Source organism: Brassicibacter mesophilus (assembly GCF_050433385.1).
Classification (GTDB): Bacteria; Bacillota; Clostridia; order Tissierellales; family Proteiniboraceae; genus Brassicibacter; species Brassicibacter mesophilus.
The window spans coordinates 40,385-58,998 of sequence record NZ_JBNPXI010000012.1 but is presented as its reverse complement, the minus strand read 5'-3'; the positions used below and the strand labels follow the sequence as shown (position 1 = coordinate 58,998).

At 32.3% G+C, this 18,614-nt stretch carries 18 protein-coding genes; 13 read left to right on the top strand and 5 right to left on the bottom strand.

The annotated features are described in order from the left end of the window. Positions 1 to 37 precede the first annotated feature (37 nt). Positions 38 to 607 carry a flavodoxin family protein gene (locus HNR33_RS13130; protein WP_429084208.1) on the top strand — a complete coding sequence of 190 codons (570 nt, stop codon included), beginning with the start codon at positions 38 to 40 and terminating at the stop codon, positions 605 to 607. 372 nt (positions 608 to 979) lie between these two features. Here the strand turns inward: HNR33_RS13130 and HNR33_RS13125 are convergent, their stop codons facing one another. The 3 genes from HNR33_RS13125 to HNR33_RS13115 are packed head-to-tail and all read right to left on the bottom strand — an operon-like array spanning position 980 to position 1,854. Beyond that, a complete protein-coding gene (locus tag HNR33_RS13125; RefSeq protein WP_429084037.1) occupies positions 980 to 1,465 on the bottom strand; it encodes an ABC transporter permease in 486 nt (161 codons plus the stop codon). Then, a complete protein-coding gene (locus HNR33_RS13120; RefSeq protein WP_429084035.1) occupies positions 1,458 to 1,628 on the bottom strand; it encodes a sulfonate/nitrate/taurine transporter ATP-binding protein in 171 nt (56 codons plus the stop codon). Before HNR33_RS13120 ends, HNR33_RS13125 begins: the two co-directional genes overlap by 8 nt. A 40-nt stretch (positions 1,629 to 1,668) precedes the next feature. Continuing rightward, positions 1,669 to 1,854, bottom strand: a complete 186-nt coding sequence (locus tag HNR33_RS13115) for an alpha/beta-type small acid-soluble spore protein (RefSeq protein ID WP_429084033.1) — start codon at positions 1,852 to 1,854, stop codon at positions 1,669 to 1,671. 275 nt (positions 1,855 to 2,129) lie between these two features. On the opposite strand from HNR33_RS13115, the gene HNR33_RS13110 reads away from it, so the two are divergent. After that, a complete protein-coding gene (locus HNR33_RS13110) occupies positions 2,130 to 2,294 on the top strand; it encodes a zinc-ribbon domain-containing protein (RefSeq protein ID WP_429084031.1) in 165 nt (54 codons plus the stop codon). A gap of 38 nt (positions 2,295 to 2,332) precedes the next feature. On the opposite strand, the gene HNR33_RS13105 is transcribed toward HNR33_RS13110, so the two are convergent. Beyond that, a complete protein-coding gene (locus HNR33_RS13105; protein WP_429084028.1) occupies positions 2,333 to 3,955 on the bottom strand; it encodes a recombinase family protein in 1,623 nt (540 codons plus the stop codon). Positions 3,956 to 4,097: 142 nt separating this feature from the next. Here HNR33_RS13105 and HNR33_RS13100 point away from each other — a divergent pair, with 142 nt between their 5' ends. The 5 genes from HNR33_RS13100 (at position 4,098) to fdhF (HNR33_RS13080) (ending at position 10,188) form a co-directional block, all read left to right on the top strand. Next, positions 4,098 to 4,280 carry a hypothetical protein gene (locus HNR33_RS13100; protein ID WP_429084025.1) on the top strand — a complete coding sequence of 61 codons (183 nt, stop codon included), beginning with the start codon at positions 4,098 to 4,100 and terminating at the stop codon, positions 4,278 to 4,280. A 598-nt stretch (positions 4,281 to 4,878) separates the two neighbouring features. Then, positions 4,879 to 5,631, top strand: coding sequence for a tRNA pseudouridine(38-40) synthase TruA (gene truA, locus HNR33_RS13095; RefSeq protein WP_429084022.1), 753 nt, complete (start codon positions 4,879 to 4,881; stop codon positions 5,629 to 5,631). Positions 5,632 to 5,686: 55 nt separating this feature from the next. Then, entirely contained in the window at positions 5,687 to 7,027 is a 1,341-nt protein-coding gene (locus HNR33_RS13090; RefSeq protein ID WP_429084019.1) for an FMN-binding glutamate synthase family protein, read from the top strand. A gap of 108 nt (positions 7,028 to 7,135) precedes the next feature. Continuing rightward, positions 7,136 to 7,348: a DUF1450 domain-containing protein gene (locus HNR33_RS13085; protein ID WP_429084017.1), complete on the top strand. Its 213-nt coding sequence runs from the start codon at positions 7,136 to 7,138 to the stop codon at positions 7,346 to 7,348. A 74-nt stretch (positions 7,349 to 7,422) separates the two neighbouring features. Then, positions 7,423 to 10,188, top strand: coding sequence for a formate dehydrogenase subunit alpha (fdhF, locus tag HNR33_RS13080; protein WP_488167842.1), 2,766 nt, complete (start codon positions 7,423 to 7,425; stop codon positions 10,186 to 10,188). On the opposite strand, the gene HNR33_RS13075 is transcribed toward fdhF (HNR33_RS13080), so the two are convergent. Then, entirely contained in the window at positions 10,108 to 10,806 is a 699-nt protein-coding gene (locus HNR33_RS13075) for an ABC transporter ATP-binding protein (protein ID WP_429084012.1), read from the bottom strand. The genes fdhF (HNR33_RS13080) and HNR33_RS13075 overlap by 81 nt on opposite strands. Positions 10,807 to 10,959: 153 nt before the next feature. On the opposite strand from HNR33_RS13075, the gene HNR33_RS13070 reads away from it, so the two are divergent. From HNR33_RS13070 to HNR33_RS13045, 6 genes are all read left to right on the top strand, one after another. After that, a complete protein-coding gene (locus tag HNR33_RS13070; protein ID WP_429084010.1) occupies positions 10,960 to 11,724 on the top strand; it encodes a flavodoxin family protein in 765 nt (254 codons plus the stop codon). Between the two features lie 456 nt (positions 11,725 to 12,180). Continuing rightward, positions 12,181 to 14,217 (top strand): formate dehydrogenase subunit alpha, encoded by a 2,037-nt coding sequence (gene fdhF / locus HNR33_RS13065; RefSeq protein WP_429084008.1) that lies wholly within the window; start codon positions 12,181 to 12,183, stop codon positions 14,215 to 14,217. Continuing rightward, positions 14,217 to 16,142, top strand: coding sequence for a 4Fe-4S dicluster domain-containing protein (locus HNR33_RS13060; RefSeq protein ID WP_429084006.1), 1,926 nt, complete (start codon positions 14,217 to 14,219; stop codon positions 16,140 to 16,142). The genes fdhF (HNR33_RS13065) and HNR33_RS13060 overlap by 1 nt, the downstream gene beginning before the upstream one ends. A 158-nt stretch (positions 16,143 to 16,300) precedes the next feature. After that, positions 16,301 to 16,900: a DedA family protein gene (locus tag HNR33_RS13055; RefSeq protein WP_429084003.1), complete on the top strand. Its 600-nt coding sequence runs from the start codon at positions 16,301 to 16,303 to the stop codon at positions 16,898 to 16,900. Positions 16,901 to 16,995: 95 nt separating this feature from the next. Next, the gene (locus HNR33_RS13050; RefSeq protein WP_429084000.1) at positions 16,996 to 17,259 is read left to right on the top strand and encodes a YciI family protein; all 264 of its coding nucleotides are present in this window, start codon (positions 16,996 to 16,998) and stop codon (positions 17,257 to 17,259) included. Positions 17,260 to 17,364: 105 nt separating this feature from the next. Next, the gene (locus HNR33_RS13045; RefSeq protein WP_429083997.1) at positions 17,365 to 18,597 is read left to right on the top strand and encodes a DEAD/DEAH box helicase; all 1,233 of its coding nucleotides are present in this window, start codon (positions 17,365 to 17,367) and stop codon (positions 18,595 to 18,597) included. Positions 18,598 to 18,614 lie beyond the last annotated feature (17 nt).

Below are 18,614 nucleotides of genomic sequence, written 5' to 3'. Positions count from 1 at the left end.
ATTAAGATTATATTTTGAGGTTGATAAAAAGGGGGAGATTATAATAAAGGCATTATGCATTATTGCAAGTCCAAGAGATAATGGAAGTACAGCATATTTGATTGATAAGGTAATTGAAGGTATTAAACAAAGTGGTGCAGAAGTATCACGTTATTGTCTTGGAGGTACTAAGATAGAATATTGCATAGGTTGCAAAAGTTGTGAAAAAACTGGTGAATGTTTTCAAAATGACGATATAAATATGATTATAAAAGATTTGATAGATTCAGATATTGTAGTAATAGGCTCACCATCCTATTGGGGAGATATTACAGGTCAACTTAAGGTATTTTTTGATAGAAATACACCTTATTCTGATACAAATCCTAATCGTACATTTAAACATCGAGAAAGAGTTGGACTTTCAATAGCAGTTAGAACCGGTAATAATGAAGAGGAAAATGCTCATATTATAAAAACAATTGAACATTATTTTGGGCACATGGGAATAAAACCAGTTGCAAATCTTTCGGTTTGTGGGGTATCAGTATTAGATGATATATTGACTAAAGAAGATATCATAAAAAAAGCATATGAATTAGGTGTTAAAATAACTGAAGAAATATAGAACAATCAATTCATTCATTTATTTGCAAACGATGAATCCGCTTTATGTCCATATAACTTCTTATTATCCATATCTAATTTTTTTGTCAACAATAATATCTCTGATAACATCTTTTGAGAGATTTTTGTTCTCATTAAAACTTAAAAATAAATATTTCATTTAAAGTTAATTTAATGCTTTTTAATAACTTGGTGTTAGTATAGAATCATGAACAACAAAATATTAAAGGAAGGTTAGAATCAACCTTCCTTTTCTTGTTCTTTTTCTTTTTGTTCCTTATTTTTTTTTATTAAACGTTCTATGATTTCTAAAATAACCATATAAGCATCCATATATAATTATATGACGTAATAAATAAAATATGATTATTCATTAATTGTAACTATACACAATGGATACGGCAATTGCGGTAACTATAATTCCAGAATATCCAGCGCCTACCCATAATATGATAATTGGTGCTAATGCTGTTTTTGGAAGACTATTGAGTATAACTAGATAAGGGTCCAATACTTTTGCAATAAAATCTGACCACCATAGAAGGATGGCTATTAGAATACCTAAAATAGTACCAGCTATGAAACCAATAACAGTTTCCATTACGGAGATACCGATATGTTCAAATATTGCACCATTATTTAAATACTTAATGAACAACTTCCAAATGCCGGATGGATAACTAGTTAAGAACGTATCTATCCAACCCAATCTTGCAGCTACTTCCCATAAAACCATTGAAAGTATCAATACGGATATTTGTGTTATCAAAATGGCTTTTTTTCTAGAGTTTACTTTTCTTATAAATTCCTTATGCTCTGTCGATATATGGTTGTTATTTTTTGTTTTTTGACTAGACATGAACATCAAGCTCCTTCCATATTTTATTGAAATAATGCCTGAATTCTGGAGCTTCCCTGCATTTTATAGGCGTTCTAACTCCATTAGGACAGCTTAGTTCAATTGGGATGATGTCTTTTATTATGGAAGGTCTGTTTGATAGTACAACAACTCTATCTGCCATAGATATAGCTTCATCTATATATGCAAAAAGACAAAGAGTTTTAGTTATTATTGTATTTGTCTAGTAGCTGCTTTTCGCCCATTTTAACTAAATCTCTTACAATATATCCAGTATGACTAGAAGCTAGTGATTTAGGATCATTAACTCCAAACTCTTTTGCTAGCTCTGTTTTATACTGCTCTAGCGCTTTTCGTGCTTCAGGCACAACAAGTCTATTTTTAGTCAATGTTTCCAACTCCTTTTAATGATTTTAATTAATATATATAATAGTAGGATGTGTAGAGAATGAAATAAATATGCTAACTAGGATTTCTATAACCGAACATAGAGTGAAAATTCTTTTTGTATTATCAAACAAAATTATATTGATTTAGAAAAAATATAATGATATACTGTATTATGGTAAAGAGATTAACATTTCTAAACAAAATCCTCCGTGACTCTATTGGAAGGAGTTGTGAGAAAGTGTGAAGATCTTCCAATAATCTAGGAGGTGAAATTATGGCGGATAAAACATTAGTTTGTAATGACTGTCAAAAAGAATTTGCTTTCACAGAAAGAGAGCAAGAGTTTTACACAGAAAAAGGCTTTGAAGAGCCAAAAAGATGCCCAGATTGTAGAAAAGCTAGAAAACAACAGAAAAATCAAAGAAGCTCAAGATACTAATCTGAAGACTTAAGACTGTGAGATAATTCCCACAGTCTTTACTGTTTTTTGACTTCAAGCATAGATACTCTCAGCACTTCGCCATCCCATACTATCGATTCTACTAGTATATCTATAATTCTTTTCTTTTCGTCAAAGCTTAAATTATTAACATTTTCGCTAAAATTAACTATTAAGTCAAGAATTAAATCTATGTTTTTTTTATATAATTCAATTGAGGATTCATTTTTATGTTTATATATTAACAACTTGTCTTTTATCTCATGTATTTTTAAATCTAAGCTTTCAATCTGCTTTATTATATAATCAGATGCTCTTGAAGAATTGTACTTAGATAATTGTATTACTAAACTTTCAACGGCTTTTTCACAAGAGTTAAGCTCTTCTTCGAGAAATAGCTTTTGCTTATTAGGATTAGTAAAAAGCTTTTTGTCAAAGTTAGTACAGTTATTTATATAGCTTAACAAATATTTTTTATTGTAAGCTAATTTTTTTATAGAATTGACAATATAATCATCAGCTAGAGGACCATTTAGATTATTAATATTGCATTCTCCGCTTTTGGTTTTTTCTTTTGTTAAGCATTTATAATAATAATAAGTTCTACTCTTCTTCTTGATTACTGTTATTCTCAGCTTTGATCCACAGTTTTTACAGATTAGAAGAGGTGTTATAAGGCCAATTTTACCAGTTCCTGTTCTAGAGGACTTTCTTTTATTTTTCTCAAGTGTGTTTTGTACTTTAATCCATTCTTTTGATGATATAATTCCTTCATGTTTACCAACTGATACGATCCATTTTGATTTATTGTTTAAAGTAACAGAATTTTTTTTCTCATTATGTTTATTAAATACCATTAGTCCACATAAACCATCAAAATCCTCCTTGCTATTAGATATTTCAGAATTCATATTGCTAAAATATTCATATGTATGATTGTCTGCTACTACGTACACTGGATTGGATAAGATAATTTTCAGTGTACTTTTATCAAAGGTGCTATTATTTCTAGTCTTTAATTCTTTTTTTATAGTCCATTTTTCAAGCTTTGTTAATGATTGTAATTTTAAATACTCCCTGAAAAGAAGTTTTATTATCTCGACTTCTTCTTTTATAGGTGTAAGAATATACATTTTTCTTTTATTATTCTCTTTATCATAATATACAGTTTGCTTACTCTTAAAGCCTAAAGGAGTTCTTCCACCTAGCCATCTTCCAGTACGAGCTAATTGGTACATATTGTCCCTAATACGTTCAGTTATAGTCTCTCTTTCAAGCTGAGCAAAAACTGAAGCTATGTACATCATTGCACGACCCATAGGGGTACTAGTATCAAACTGTTCTCTAATCGAAATAAAAGATATATTCTTTGATTGTAAAAACTCTATTGTTTTTGCAAAATCTGATATGTTCCTACTCATTCGATCAAGTCTATAGCAGACTATGATTTGAAATTTCTTTTCTTTGGCGTCCTTTATCATCTTTTTAAACATAGGTCTATCTGTATGTCCGCCCGAGAATCCCTCATCTTCATAAATTAGAAAATTATCTACTGAGAAATAGCTTAAAGCATATTCTTTACAAAGATCAATTTGATTCTGTATAGACTCTCCTTTGTCTGTTTGTTTTGACTTCCGTGAATATATGGCCACAACAGGCATAATCATCCATCCTCATTTATTTTTTAAAAACTATCTTTTATATATGAAATATTAACATGAAGCTTAAATTATGAATAAAATTGACATACATAAATGAATAGTACAAACACGAAAAATCATATGATTTACCAGAGGTGGTGTTATGTCTAAAAAACAAAATATAGAAGTAGTTATGAACATCACTAATGCTGAAAATCTAGAAAAGCTAATGGCTAAAGCGATAGCAGAAATAGTAATAAATAGAATAGATAAACTTCCTGATGAAATAAAAGAATATGCATATAATGAGGTTTTAAGATCTTTAGAAAATAGTAATTCTAGGTAAATAAGCTTAATCAAAAAAGCCATATATGCATTTTTACATATATGGCTTCGGTATTATTATTATTGTTTTACAAATACTACGTTTATAGCCTTCACAAGAGCTTCTACATCGTCACCTTGATTAAATCCTGCTTCTTCCATACTATCTCTCGTCATCACGGACGTTAAACTTACAGTATCTCCTGTTCAGGTTCCGCGCATTTTTATTTCGGCCATTACATTGTCAGTTTTTATCTCTTCGATTTTTCCTACAAATTTGTTTCTTACACCAGCTTCCAAACTATTCATCTCCTTTTTATCATATTATTGATATAATCTATAACTTTGAACGTTATTATAGACATTCTCAATACTATTATTCAGTTACTAAGTTATATTTATACCTTAACTTTTTATAACGAATAGGAAAGTTTTACTTTTATAACCCATAGGAAAGTCCTAGTTTTACTTAATATAAACTTTCCGTATATGAGTTTCAAAAAAGACAACATTATAATGCTTCTTTAGAAGCCTTTTTTATAAATGTATTAAGTAGGTTGATAATAAAGTATAATATAGATTAAGATGATTTAATATACATTTTAAAGGAGAATTAAAGTATGAGAAATATAAAACTGATAATACAATATGATGGAACTAGATATAAAGGATGGCAAAAACAAGACAATACTGATATGACAATTCAAGGGAAAATAGAAGCAGTGCTTAATAGAATGACAGATGAGGATATAGAAATAATAGGGTCTGGCAGAACTGATGCAGGTGTTCATGCAATAGGACAGGTTGTAAATTTTAAAACTGAATCAAGCTTTACGTTAAAAGAGATAAAGGATTTTTTATATACATACTTACCAGATGATATAGTTGTTGTTTTTGCAGAAGAAGTGGGTGAAAGATTTCATTCAAGATACAATGCAGTTTCCAAAAAATATATGTATAGGATATGGAATGATAAATATCACAATCCATTCTGGCGTAAATATGCTGTTCATATTAAGGAAAGCTTGAATATAAGTGAGATGAAGAAGGCTGCAGATTATCTTATAGGAGAACATGACTTTTCAAGCTTTACAACATTGAAATCAAAGAAAAAATCTAAGGTAAGAGAGATATATTCTATTAAAATAATAAAGAATGACAATCAAATTGATATAGTCTTTCATGGCAATGGCTTTCTATATAACATGGTAAGAATAATAGTTGGTACGCTGATTGAAGTAGGATTAGGTAAAATTAAGGCAGATAAAGTAAATGAAATATTGAATAAACAAGATAGAAAATATGCTGGACCCACTGCTGTAGCTAAAGGGCTATATCTTTTGCAAGTAGAATATGATAGTAAATCTGAATAAATCAATAATTTTGAAGAGACACTAATCTAGTAAATAAACTAGAGAGGTGTTTTTTATGTTGAATTCTATTTTATTGAAATTACTTGATCCAATAACAGATGATATGGTCCAAAAACTATTTACTGAAGATTACCCAGACAATCCATATATAGCTATAACTGCTGCTCAGAAGCTTACTCCAAAAGCTATCATAGAGGCTGCAATTAGGGCTGAATCAGGTAAGGTTCTTAAGCTTCCGTATGGAGGGGTAGTTAATCTATCTCCTTGGGAAAAAATATTGCTTAATCCAAGGCAATTATTTCAACTTCCTACAGCAGACTTAAATAGAATAACTACAGACACAATAATAGGACCTAATGCAAAAAAACCACTCAAGCTTGATATTCCAATAATGATAACAGGTATGTCGTATGGAGGCTCATTAAGCTTAAAGATGAAAATGGCTTTAGCTAAGGGTTCAGCAGCTGTAGGTACATCTACTAATACAGGTGAATCTGCTGTTGCTGAAGAGGTAAGAAAATCTGCGAAATATTTAGTGGGACAGTATAATCGTGGAGGACTGATGACTACTCCAGAGATGCTTAGTCAGCTAGATGCTATAGAAATCCAGCTTGGTCAAGGTGCATGGGGAGGAGCAGTAGAATCAACCAAGTATGCAAACACAATAGATACGCACCTAAGAAATGTCTGGAAATTGAGTGAGGGAGAAGATTGTACAATATATTCTCGAATGCCTAATGTAGAGATGAAGACAAGTAAGAATATAATAGAGCTTGTAAACAGTGTTAAGAGTCAGTATGACGTTCCAGTTGGTATTAAAATAGCCGGCACTGACTTCATTGAATACGAACTTGAGGTCATTTCAAAAACTAATGCAGATTTTATCACAATAGATGGTAGTGAAGGAGGTACTGCCGTTGCTCCACCTACACTATCAGAAAATGTTGGACTTCCTACATTACATACATTAGCTAGAACTATAGGGTGGCTAGAAGAAAATAAGATGAGAGGAAGGTTTAGTGTTATTGCTGCAGGGGGATTGTCTACACCTGGACATTTCTTAAAAGCTATGGCTTTAGGAGCAGATGCAGTTTATATTGGCTCAATAGCTGTATTTGCTACGGTTCAATGTCAGGCGGTTAAGGCTTTACCAGAAGCTCCGCCAACACAACTGGCTATACATAATGGCGAACATACTGATAAGCTAAATGTTGAAAAAGGTGCAAAAAACCTTTCGAACTTTTTAACTTCTTGTGTTCAAGAGATGAAAATGGTAGTTCAAGCTGTAGGCAAGAATTCTATAAAAGAGCTAAGCAAGGAGGATTTGGTTACAGTTGATAAAGAACTAGCAGAAATTTTAGATATAAGATATGCCGGAAGTCCTCGATTATCCTAACAAACAATATAATAATTTTTTATAACAAAATTAGATCAAAAGCTGAATTTTTTAGAAAAAAAGTAGAATAATATTGAAGAAACAAAAATATTGAGGAGAGTGAAATCAATGGCTGAAATCAAATTTTGTGAAACTAACTTTGCTGAAGGTGTAGAGGAGGTTATGAAAAAGCTAGAAGAGGAAGGAATAGATTATGAAGTAGAAGCTTGTTTAGGATATTGTGGTGATTGTGCAATGGGACTAATTGCTTTGGTAGATGATGAGTTAGTTGCTGCAGAGACTACTGATGAGTTATATGATGAAATACAAAAATTAATTTGACAATAAGATAGATTAGAGCTAGAAGTGGTCATGATAAATGGCCACTTTATATTTATTAATAACTTATACTCATAATGGGGAAAATGGAACTATATACAAGCATTAAGGAGAGTGAACAGATGATAAGCTTAAGCATCAATGACAAATTCTACAATGTACCTAAAGATATTACTGTATTTCAGGCCTGTCAACAGGTAGGAATTAATATTCCTTCACTATGCTATGATGAAAGACTTGAGCCAGAAGCATCATGTAACTTATGTGTTATTGAAATAGAAGGGCGAAGAGAACTGGTGACTTCATGTTCTACTAAAGTAGAAGAAGGAATGCAGATTCAGACACAAAGTAATAGAGTAATAGCATCAAGAAAAGAAGTATTAAATTCACTATTAATGAATCGACCCTATGCTTTCTCCAATTGTTATAAACTGAATGGGTGTAAACTACATGACTACTGTAATGAATATGGCATTTTTAGTGAAATAGATGTTTTTGATAAAGAACAGTATCCTATAGATGATAGCAGTCTATTTTACTATATTGATCCTAATAAATGTATTAAATGCAATTTGTGCATAAGAGTATGTGAAGAGCTACAGGGCAAAGGTTGTCTAGATTATGATGATGAAGGAAATATAACAAAGAAACCTACTTTTGGTGCTGTAAACTCTGAAGATAATGAATGTGAAGAGTGTGGAAACTGTATATCTGTATGTCCTACTGGGGCGCTAGTTCCTAAGCAATTTTTAGAAGAGTTTGCAGAGCTACAGGAAACTGAAATTTCAGGTCAGAAAGGCACAGAGCCAGAAGAGCTAAGAAACGTAAAAACTACTTGTTCATACTGTGGAGTTGGCTGTCAGATGGAATTAGTAGTTAAAAACGATCATGTAGTAGATGTAAAACCTGTTAATGTACTGCCTAACAAAGGATTACTTTGTGTTAAAGGTAGATTTGGATATAAGTTTATTAATCATCCAGATAGATTAAAAACACCACTCATTAAAAAAGATGGAAAATTTGTGAAAGCAACATGGGAAGAAGCATATAGTTTAATAACTGAAAAAGCTAAGAAGATAAAAGGTGAGCATGGTGGAGAAGTGTTTGGAGGACTAAGCTCAGCAAGATGTACCAATGAAGAGAACTACTTATTTCAAAAACTTATTAGAGGAGCTTTTGGTTCAAACAACATAGACCATTGTGCACGACTCTGACACTCGTCAACAGTTGTAGGACTTGCAACTACACTAGGAAGTGGAGCTATGACTAATAGTATTGATGAAATATTAGAAACAGATCTTATGTTTGTAATCGGATCCAATACTACTGAGAATCATCCTGTTATAGCAACCCAAATGAGGAAGGCGAAAAAAAACGGAGCTAAGCTTATAGTAGCTGATCCCAGAAAAATTGAGCTGGCTAAAATAGCTGATGTATTTCTTCAAATAAAACCAGGTACTAACATTGCATTGATAAATTCTATGATGAACGAGATAATCAAAAATGATTTACATGATAAGAAATTTATCGAAGAAAAAACTGAAAACTTCAATGAATTTGCTGAACATGTTAAAGAATTTTCAGTAGAAAAAGTAGCAGATATATGCGGTATTGATCCAGAAGAAATACGGAAAGCAGCAAGAATATATGCAGATGCTGAGAAAGCAGGAATATACTATGCAATGGGAATAACTCAACACATTTCAGGTAGCCTCTCTGTTATGGCACTGTCTAATCTAGCTATGCTTTGTGGAAATATCGGAAAGGAATCCGCAGGTGTAAATCCTTTGCGTGGCCAAAATAATGTACAGGGCTCATGCGATATGGGTAGTCTGCCAGGAGATTTTCCTGGATATCAAAAAGTATATAAAAAGGAAATGATAAAAAAGTTTGAAAATGCTTGGGGAGTAAAGCTTCCTTTAAAGTCAGGGTTAACTTTATCAGAAATAATTCATGGAGGAGAAGATGGTAGCATAAAGTTCTTGTATATTATGGGAGAAAACCCTATGCTTACAGATCCTGATTTGAAAAATGTAAAAAAAGCTTTAGAGGGCATTGAGTTTCTAGTAGTACAAGATATTTTTTTAACTGAAACAGCAGAGCTTGCAGATGTAGTACTCCCGGCAGCATCATTTGCTGAAAAAGATGGAACATTCACAAATACTGAGAGAAGAGTGCAAAGAGTTAGAAAGGCAATTGAACCAATTGGGAATTGTAAACCTGATTGGATAATTATTATGGAAATAATGAATAGACTAGGAATGGAGAAAAAGTATAATCATCCATCAGAAATAATGGAAGAGATTTCTGAATTAACTCCCGAATACGGTGGGATAACATATGACAGAATAGAGGAAGTTGGGATACAATGGCCATGTTTAGATAAGAATCATCCTGGTACTAAGTTTTTACATAAAGGGAAAATTGATAGAGGAAGAGGATTATTTGTAACTGTAGATAACATTTCGAGTGCAGAGCTTGCTGATGTACATTACCCTTTTATTATGACCACAGGTAGAGTTCTATTCCAGTATCATACTATGACAATGACTGGTAAAGTGGAAGAATTGAATAAAAAAGTTTCTGAGTCTTATATAGAAATGAATAAAGCGACTGTTGATAGACTTGGACTGAAAGACGGCAGTAAGGTTAGAGTGACTTCTAGACGAGGATCAATAATTACTACAGTAAAAGAAACTGACATAATTGAAGAGGATGTATTATTTATGCCATTTCATTTTTCTGATGCTAAAGTAAATTACTTAACAAATCCAGAAGTAGATCCAGTTGCAAAAATTCCAGAGCTCAAAGTTGCAGCTGTGCGAGTAGAAAAGTATAGTTAGTCTTTTTGAATACATAGCTTCTGCTATATCATGTGTTACCATCAGGGCAGTTTTTTTCTCTTGCTTTAAAATAGAACCTACTTCATCAGCTATAGCAAGTCTAGTTTGATAATCAAGCGCTGAAAATGGTTCATCTAACAGTAATATTTCTGGTTGAACAGCTAATGTTCTTATTAAAGCAACTCTTTGTCTCATACCTCCTGAAAGCTGCCTTGGGTAATGTTTCTTAAAATCCGATAGACCATAGGTATCTAATAATTTTTCTGCAAATGATCTTGTTTTGTTATTTACTTTGTTTCGTATTTCTAACCCAATTAGAACATTATCTAGAATATTTCTCCATTCAAATAAGTGATCACGTTGGAACATGTAACCTATGTCTTTACTTGCACCTTTAATTTCTTTGCTATTAATACGTATACTTCCTTTAGTTGGTCTAATTAAGCCTGCAATTATAGATAGCAGTGTTGACTTACCACACCCACTAGGACCTACTAGAACCACTATTTCTCCGTGAAATATATCAAGAGTGATTTCTTTTAGAGCGACAGTTTCACCATCAAGTGTATGATAATTCATACCAACATTATTTATTTCTACTATCTTTCTATCGTTCATCCCTATCGTCTCCTTAAACAAAAATCTAGATACCTTATAATATTCACATAGAAAGTATTTCGTGATAAATATAAAGAAATGCTGTTTATTAGTTTCTAATTGTGTTCTCAAAAGGATATAATTATTTATATGACTAATAAGGGAGAATAAGCCATGTCGAATGTTAGAAAAAAAGTCATTGCTATAAACAGCAGCAAAAGAAGAATGAATACATATAGCATACTAATAGATTTAGCTGAAAAACTAAAAAATAAAAACATTGATTTAGAAATAATAGACCTCTTTGATTATAAAATTAATTCATGCCTAGGATGTGAAGTATGTATTCGAGGCAAGGATTGTCCACTCAAAGATGACACTGAGATAATTATGAAAAAACTTAAACACTCAGATGGAATAATATTGAGCTCTCCAGTTTACATGAGTAATGTTTCAGGTAAACTTAAGACTTTTTTAGACAGAACTTGTAAGTGGTTCCATAGGCCAGAGCTTATAGGAAAGCCTGCTATGGTTGTTTCAACTACAGCCGCTTCAGATTTAAAAACTACATTAAAATATCTAGAAAAGGTAAGTACACATTGGGGACTTCACGTTGTCAGTAAAATAGGAAGAACTGTAAGTAATCAAAACGAAGAGAGAGAAGAAAAAGAATTCATGAAATTTGTTAGTCATATGTTTATGACTAATGCTCAATATAAGCCTTCTTTAAAACAGCTAATTTATTTCCAAGTTCAGAAAGTGCTAGCATTGAAAGTACTTGAGGTAGATCGTTTGTACTGGGAGGAAAGAAACTGGGATAGTAAGATTTTCTTTTATGACAGTAAAATTAGCTTAATTAACAGGTTCATATCTAAAGCATTTTATAATATGTTATATTTAAAAATTAATAAAGCAGAGGAAATAAATAAACAACATTGAAATTATAATATAGATAGATAATACATATTTCTAGCGTTTGTTAAAAATTAACCAAAGATTGTTTTAATTATAACAATGTTTAATACATAACCAAGTGCAATTAACGTTGAAAGCACTTGGTTTTTTTATTCTGAGTAAATAACAGGAAATATAACCAATATAAAAATGTTTGTAGAAAAGTTACAAAAATTTTGATCGTATACATGAGCATCTTTCCATTTAATGATAAAATACCTCCTAAACTTCTAAGTGTATAGCATAGTGGAGAAATAGTATGACATATTTTACGTATTTATAGCCATAATTTGTTAAATAAATATCAACGTATATTTGTAATTATTCTATAAAAATTGTTCGTGAATTACTTTTTGATTGGCTGAAATTGCAGTTTTATGCCTTTATGTAGCTATTTTTTAATGGTAAAATGTTAATGAATATTAGAAGGAGGTTGCTGAGATGAATAAAGTTTTAACTACATGTGGATATTGCGGCTGCGGCTGTAATTATTATATAAATATTGTTGATGGTGAAATAGTTGGTATTACACCTAAACAAGACCATATTGTTAGCCGCGGGAGACTTTGTGTTAAAGGGTGGCAAGGATATAGCTTTGTAAGTCATAATGATAGACTTAAGCAACCACTGATCAAGCAACAGGACGGAACGTTTAGAGAAGTTGAATGGGAAGAGGCAATAGAGTATATTGCATTATCCTTTAAGAATATTGTTAATAAGAATGGATCAGAATCAATAGGGTTATTGTCATCTGCGAGGTGCACAAACGAGGAGAATTATTTAGCTACTAAACTAGCAAGAGCGGTACTAAAAACTAGCAGTATAGATCATTGTGCACGTCTCTGACACAGTCCAACTGTAGCTAGTTTAGCTAACCAACTTGGTAGTGGAGCAATGACAAACTCAATAGATGAAATATCTAGATCAGATGTAATATTTGTTATTGGTTCTAACACTACAGAACAGCATCCCGTTATTGGTATGAGAATTATAGAAGCTGTTAAGAAAAACGGAGCAAAGCTAATTGTTGCTGACCCTAGAAGAATACAATTGGCAGAGTTTTCATCTATATATGCAAAACTAACTCCTGGTACCAATCTTGCTTTAATCAATAGTATGCTTAATGTCATAATATATGAAGGTTTGGAAAACAAGGAATTTATCCAAAATAGAACTGAAGGATATGAAGAATTAAAAAAATCCATTGAAAAGTATACTCCAGAATGGGCTGCTGATATAACTGGAATAGATGCTGAAACAATACGTGGAATGGCTAGAGCCTATGCACAGGCGAAGAATGCTTCTATTATTTATGCAATGGGAATAACTCAACACATAACTGGTACAATGAATGTTTCAGCACTTGCAAATCTTGCCATGGTAACCGGTCAAATAGGAAAAGAGTTCTCTGGGATAAATCCGTTAAGAGGCCAGAATAATGTTCAAGGTGCATGTGATATGGGTGCTTTGCCTGATACATTACCTGGATATCAGAAACAAAATGATGAAGCAGTGATTGCAAGATTCGAAGAAAAATGGGGAAGAGGTTTTGCAAGAGGTAAGGGACTAACTGTTACACAGATGATGGATGGAGCATTGAAGGGAACTATTAAATCATTGTTTATAATCGGAGAAAATCCAATGCTTTCTGATTCTGATATTAGTCATGTTCAAGAATCTTTAGAAAGCCTTGAACTGCTAGTTGTTCAAGATATTTTTATGACTGAGACAGCACAAATGGCAGATGTTGTTTTGCCAGCAGCTAGCTTTATGGAAAAGGAAGGAACATTTACTAACACTGAGAGAAGAGTTCAGAGAGTAAGAAAAGCTATTGAACCTGTTGGAAATAGTAGAGCAGATTGGAGAATATTATCAGATATTATTAAGGCGATGGGGTATCCAGCTGAATATTCATCTCCTTCAGACATAATGGAAGAAATCAGAAGTATTATTCCATCATATGGTGGGATAACTTATGAAAGAATAGAAAAAGAGGGAATACAATGGCCATGTCCAGACGCTACTCACCCTGGAACAAAATATCTTCATAAAGATAAGTTTTCTAGAGGAAAAGGAAAATTTATAGTTAATGAATATAGAGGTCCAGGAGAGATAATAGATATAGACTACCCTCTTGTATTGACAACTGGTAGAACACAACACCACTATCATACAGGTACAATGACAAGGCGATCATGGGCTCTAGATAGAGAGCAGCCTAGAGGGTTTATAGAGATAAATCCAATAGATGCTGAGAAACTTGGAATAAGGAACAATGCAGTAGTAAAAGTTTCTTCAAGAAGGGGTTCTCTAATAACTAATGCTCATGTAACAGATAAAATAAATGCTGGGGTTGTGTTTATGCCTATCCACTTTGGCGAGGCTCCTGTAAACAAGCTTACAAACAGGAATCTTGACCCTGTTTCTCAAATACCAGAATTGAAGGTAAGTTCAGTTAGAATAGAGGTGGTTAAATAATGTATTTATTAAAAGAAAAAGATCTAGAAACAGTTTTACAGTATTGGAAGGAATCATTTGCCTTATTTACACCGACTGAGCAGGATGGAGCAGTTCATCTTCTACCATATAATAAAGATACCTTTACTCTTGACTATGTTAATTTTACAATGCCATTTAAGAAGTACTTGTTTGGTCAAAAAGAAAAGCTATTCAAATGGAAAACTATTGAAGGAAGCGTTGAGGTAACTGATATAAAAAGTGAAGATTTTGATGATAGAGTATTTTTTGGAATTAGACCCTGCGATGCTTATAGCGTAGACTATCTTGATCAATTCTTTTATGAAAGATATAAGGATGATATTTATGCTGCAAATAGAGAAAAGACATATATAGTTGCTATGAACTGCATATCGCCAGGTAATAGTTGTTTTTGCAGCTCTATGGGAACTGGACCATTTGCATCAAGAGGATATGACTTACTATTTACTCCAATTGATGATGGATTTCTAGTGGAGTCAAAAACTGAAAAGGGACAACAACTGATATCAATAGCTGCCCATTTGTTTTTTCCTACTGAAGAGGATATGCAATCAAAGAAGAATGAAGTATATAATAAAGTAAAAGAAAAATTTTCGAAGAAATTGAACGTTATGGATGCAAAAAAAGTATTGGAGGAAAGCTTTGATCATAAAATGTGGAAAGAGCTTTCGAAGACATGCATGGGGTGTATAGGCTGTACAAGTGTATGTCCAACATGTACATGCTTCAATGTAGTTGATGAGGATCATGGAAATGGGGAAGGATGTAGAGCGAGATATTGGGATTCTTGTCAGGCAGATTCGTTTACAAGAAATGCAGGAGGACATAACCCAAGGGATGGAGTATCAAGAGTTCGATACAGAATATATGATAAGATGAAATATATCGACGAAAGATATGATTTTAAAGGCTGTGTTGGATGTGGGAGATGCATTGAGGTGTGCCCTGCTTTTATAGATATTGTTGAAATTATGAATAAATTAAATGATGAATATGCTAAAAGACACAAAGATGAGTTGAATACATGTGAAGTTTCTGAAGCTAAAGCTGAAGTTCCTGATCATGAATGTAGTGATGATTGCTCATATGTATACACTCCAAAAGTAGCTATTATAAATGGTATCATACAAGAAACTGGCGATATAAAGAGATTTATAGTTCAATATGAAGATAAATCATTACATCAAAGTCTAAAATATACTGGACAATTCTTTAAAATAACTGTATTTGGTGTGGGAGAAATTGCAATATCTATTCCTTCTGGAGATTTTAAAAAGGATTATCTTGAATTCTATATAAAGAAGGCTGGAAAAGTAACTACAGCTCTTCATAATATGAAAATTGGAGACAGGGTAGGGCTAAGAGGTCCTTTTGGCAAAGGATTTCCGCAAGAAGAAATTAAAGGAAGAGACATATTGATTATTGGTAGTGGGGTAGGACTTGCACCTGTTCGTACGACTATTGAAGCAGTACTTGCAAACAGAGAAAAATATGGAAAGGTAGTAATAATAGCTAGTGCAAGATCATATGAGAGTCTAATATATAGAGATGATTTAATCCAATGGAGTAAGTTAGATGGAGTTAAAATAATGTATGCACTTGCAAAACCAACTGATGCAGTAGAGGCTCATGTAGGATATATTAATGATTTGTTGCCTGAGCTTGGCTTTAATTGGAAAAAAGCTACAGCTATTGTATGTGCATCACCGAATAGAATTAAATCTGTTGCTAATGAATTAATAAGCTTAGGAATGGATGGTAAAGATATTTTGACTTCACTTGAAACTCACATGAGATGTGGCATTGGAAAGTGCGGACACTGTAAGGTTGGAAGCAAGTATATGTGCGTTGATGGTCCAGTATTTAATTATGAAGAGATGCTTACATTGCCGCCAGAATTCTAGTTTACAAAAAAATCGATAGGACTTCATTTTGATTTAAACATGATAATTAGGGTTAATACTAAATCGAAATAAGTTCCTATTGATTTTTTATATAGCATTGTGGACTTCTTGTGTTATTATTGATATATTAAGTAATAGTGGTAAATATATAATATGAAATGGAAGGAAGAAAAATGCTACAACAGCTTTTAGAAATATTAAGTACATTAGGAATTGTAGGGTTGTTAGCAGTGATGGCTATTGAGGGTAGTTCAATACCTTTTCCAGGGATAATTATTGTATTATCCTACGGGTATTTATTTAATCCTAGCTTAGCTGAAATAGCTATGACTGCATTGATGATGGCTTTATCATACAGCTTATCAAGCTATATACCATATACTGTAGGAACTAAGGTAGCTAACAAAGCTAATAGCATACTTAAAGACAAATATTCAAATGCACAGAATTGGATGAATAAATATGGTGCGATCAGTATCGCAATAACTAGGCCTTTTGGTGCTGGTAATTATATATCTTATGTAGGAGGCATAACAAGAATAAAACCTTTAAAATATGGGATACTTACTTTTATAGGAATTTATCCATGGTGCTTTATAATGCTTAATTTAGGAAAACTATATAAGGGCAATGCCAATGCTATTAAAGCTCTCCTTGAGCAGTATTCCATACATGCATATATAGTGATAGCATTATTAGTGATAGCTTACTTTAGCTTTATTACTATCAGACGTAGATTGCTTACAAAGACAAGGTAATTTATGTTCATATTTAACATTGCTAGTTTCTATTGATTTTATTTTTATTGTATAATAAAATATTCAGGAAAATATTATGAAAAGGAGTTGGGAAGATGATTTTATATGCTGCGATATTAGAAACAATTGACCCTCAGAAGGATAGTGAAATATTGGATATACATAAAGCATATCTTCAAAAATATATAGATGAAGGTAAAATATTTGCAAAGGGACCATTTACTGATCATAGTGGTGGATTAGTTGTATACAAGGCTGAGTCATATGAGGAAGCAAAGAAAATGGCAGAAAATGATCCTGCTGTATTACAGAAATCACGCAAGCTTACTTTAAAGGAATGGAGAAGCAATATAGAATAATTCATAACTTTAGTTGTAAAAGAGGGGAATGAGTGTTTATTATTCCTCTTTTTTGTACATATTTAGATTTAAAATTAAATAAGAAATTGAATGGAGAGATTAAGTGTGAATAAATCTTTTAGAGATTTGGGGATAGCTCCTTCTCTTTTAATTGGTTTGGAAAAGAGTGGGTTTAAAACTCCAACAGAGATTCAACAAAATGCTATACCCATAGCATTAGAAAATAAGGATATAATAGGACAGTCTGAAACAGGAACTGGCAAGACATTAGCATATCTTATACCTATACTAAATAAAATAAATGTTAATAAGGAGCTTCAAGCTATAATACTTGCTCCGACACACGAACTAGTAATACAGATACAAAGGCAAATAGAAGCATTAGCCAAGGCATCAAATATAGATATCATTTCAGCTGTGATAATTGGTAATGTAAACATAAAGAGACAGATAGAAAAGCTTAAAGAAAAGCCTAACATAATCGTAGGAACACCAGGAAGAATAGTCGAACTATTGAAGCTAAGAAAAATAAAAGCACATACTGTAAAAACAATAGTAATAGATGAAGCTGATAGGATGCTTGATAAGTATAATATTGACAGTGTAAAAGCTGTAATAAAAAGCACATTAAAAGAAAGACAGCTAATGATATATTCTGCAACAATATCTAATGAAATAGAAAAAATAGCTAAAGATATAATGAATGAGCCTCAAATTATCAAGGTAAAGGAAAAACAAACAGTAGCAGAAGATATTTCTCACATGTATTTTGTTTGTGAGAAGAGAGATAAAATCGTTCTTTTAAGAAGGCTTGTTAGAAGTATTAATCCTGAGAGGGCTATAGTTTTTATCAATAACAGTGATGAAATAGAGATAATGACTCAAAAACTTAAATTTCATAAACTTAAAGCAGAAGGCCTACATGGAACAAGTATTAAGACGGATAGGAAAAAGGCTATGGATGATTTCAAGAGTGGGAAAATACAATTGTTGGTAGCATCTGATATAGCAGCAAGAGGTCTTGATATTAAAGGTGTAACTCATATATTTAATCTTGATATACCAAAAGATCCAAAATACTATCTTCATAGGGCTGGAAGAACTGGAAGGGCAGGAAATACAGGAGTAGCAATATCTATAGTTACAGAGCAGGAATTAGCATTGATAAAAAAATATGAAAGAACCTTTAACATAGACATAGCACATAAGGATATTTACATGGGTAAAATAGTAGATAAAGGTGTTTCGCAAACTAGAAGAAATAATCTTAGAAATGAAGGCAAAGCTAGAAATAATGTGATATCAAGACCAAAACAGCGTAAAAATAAGAGAGGGTGACGAAAAGAGAGGAAGAT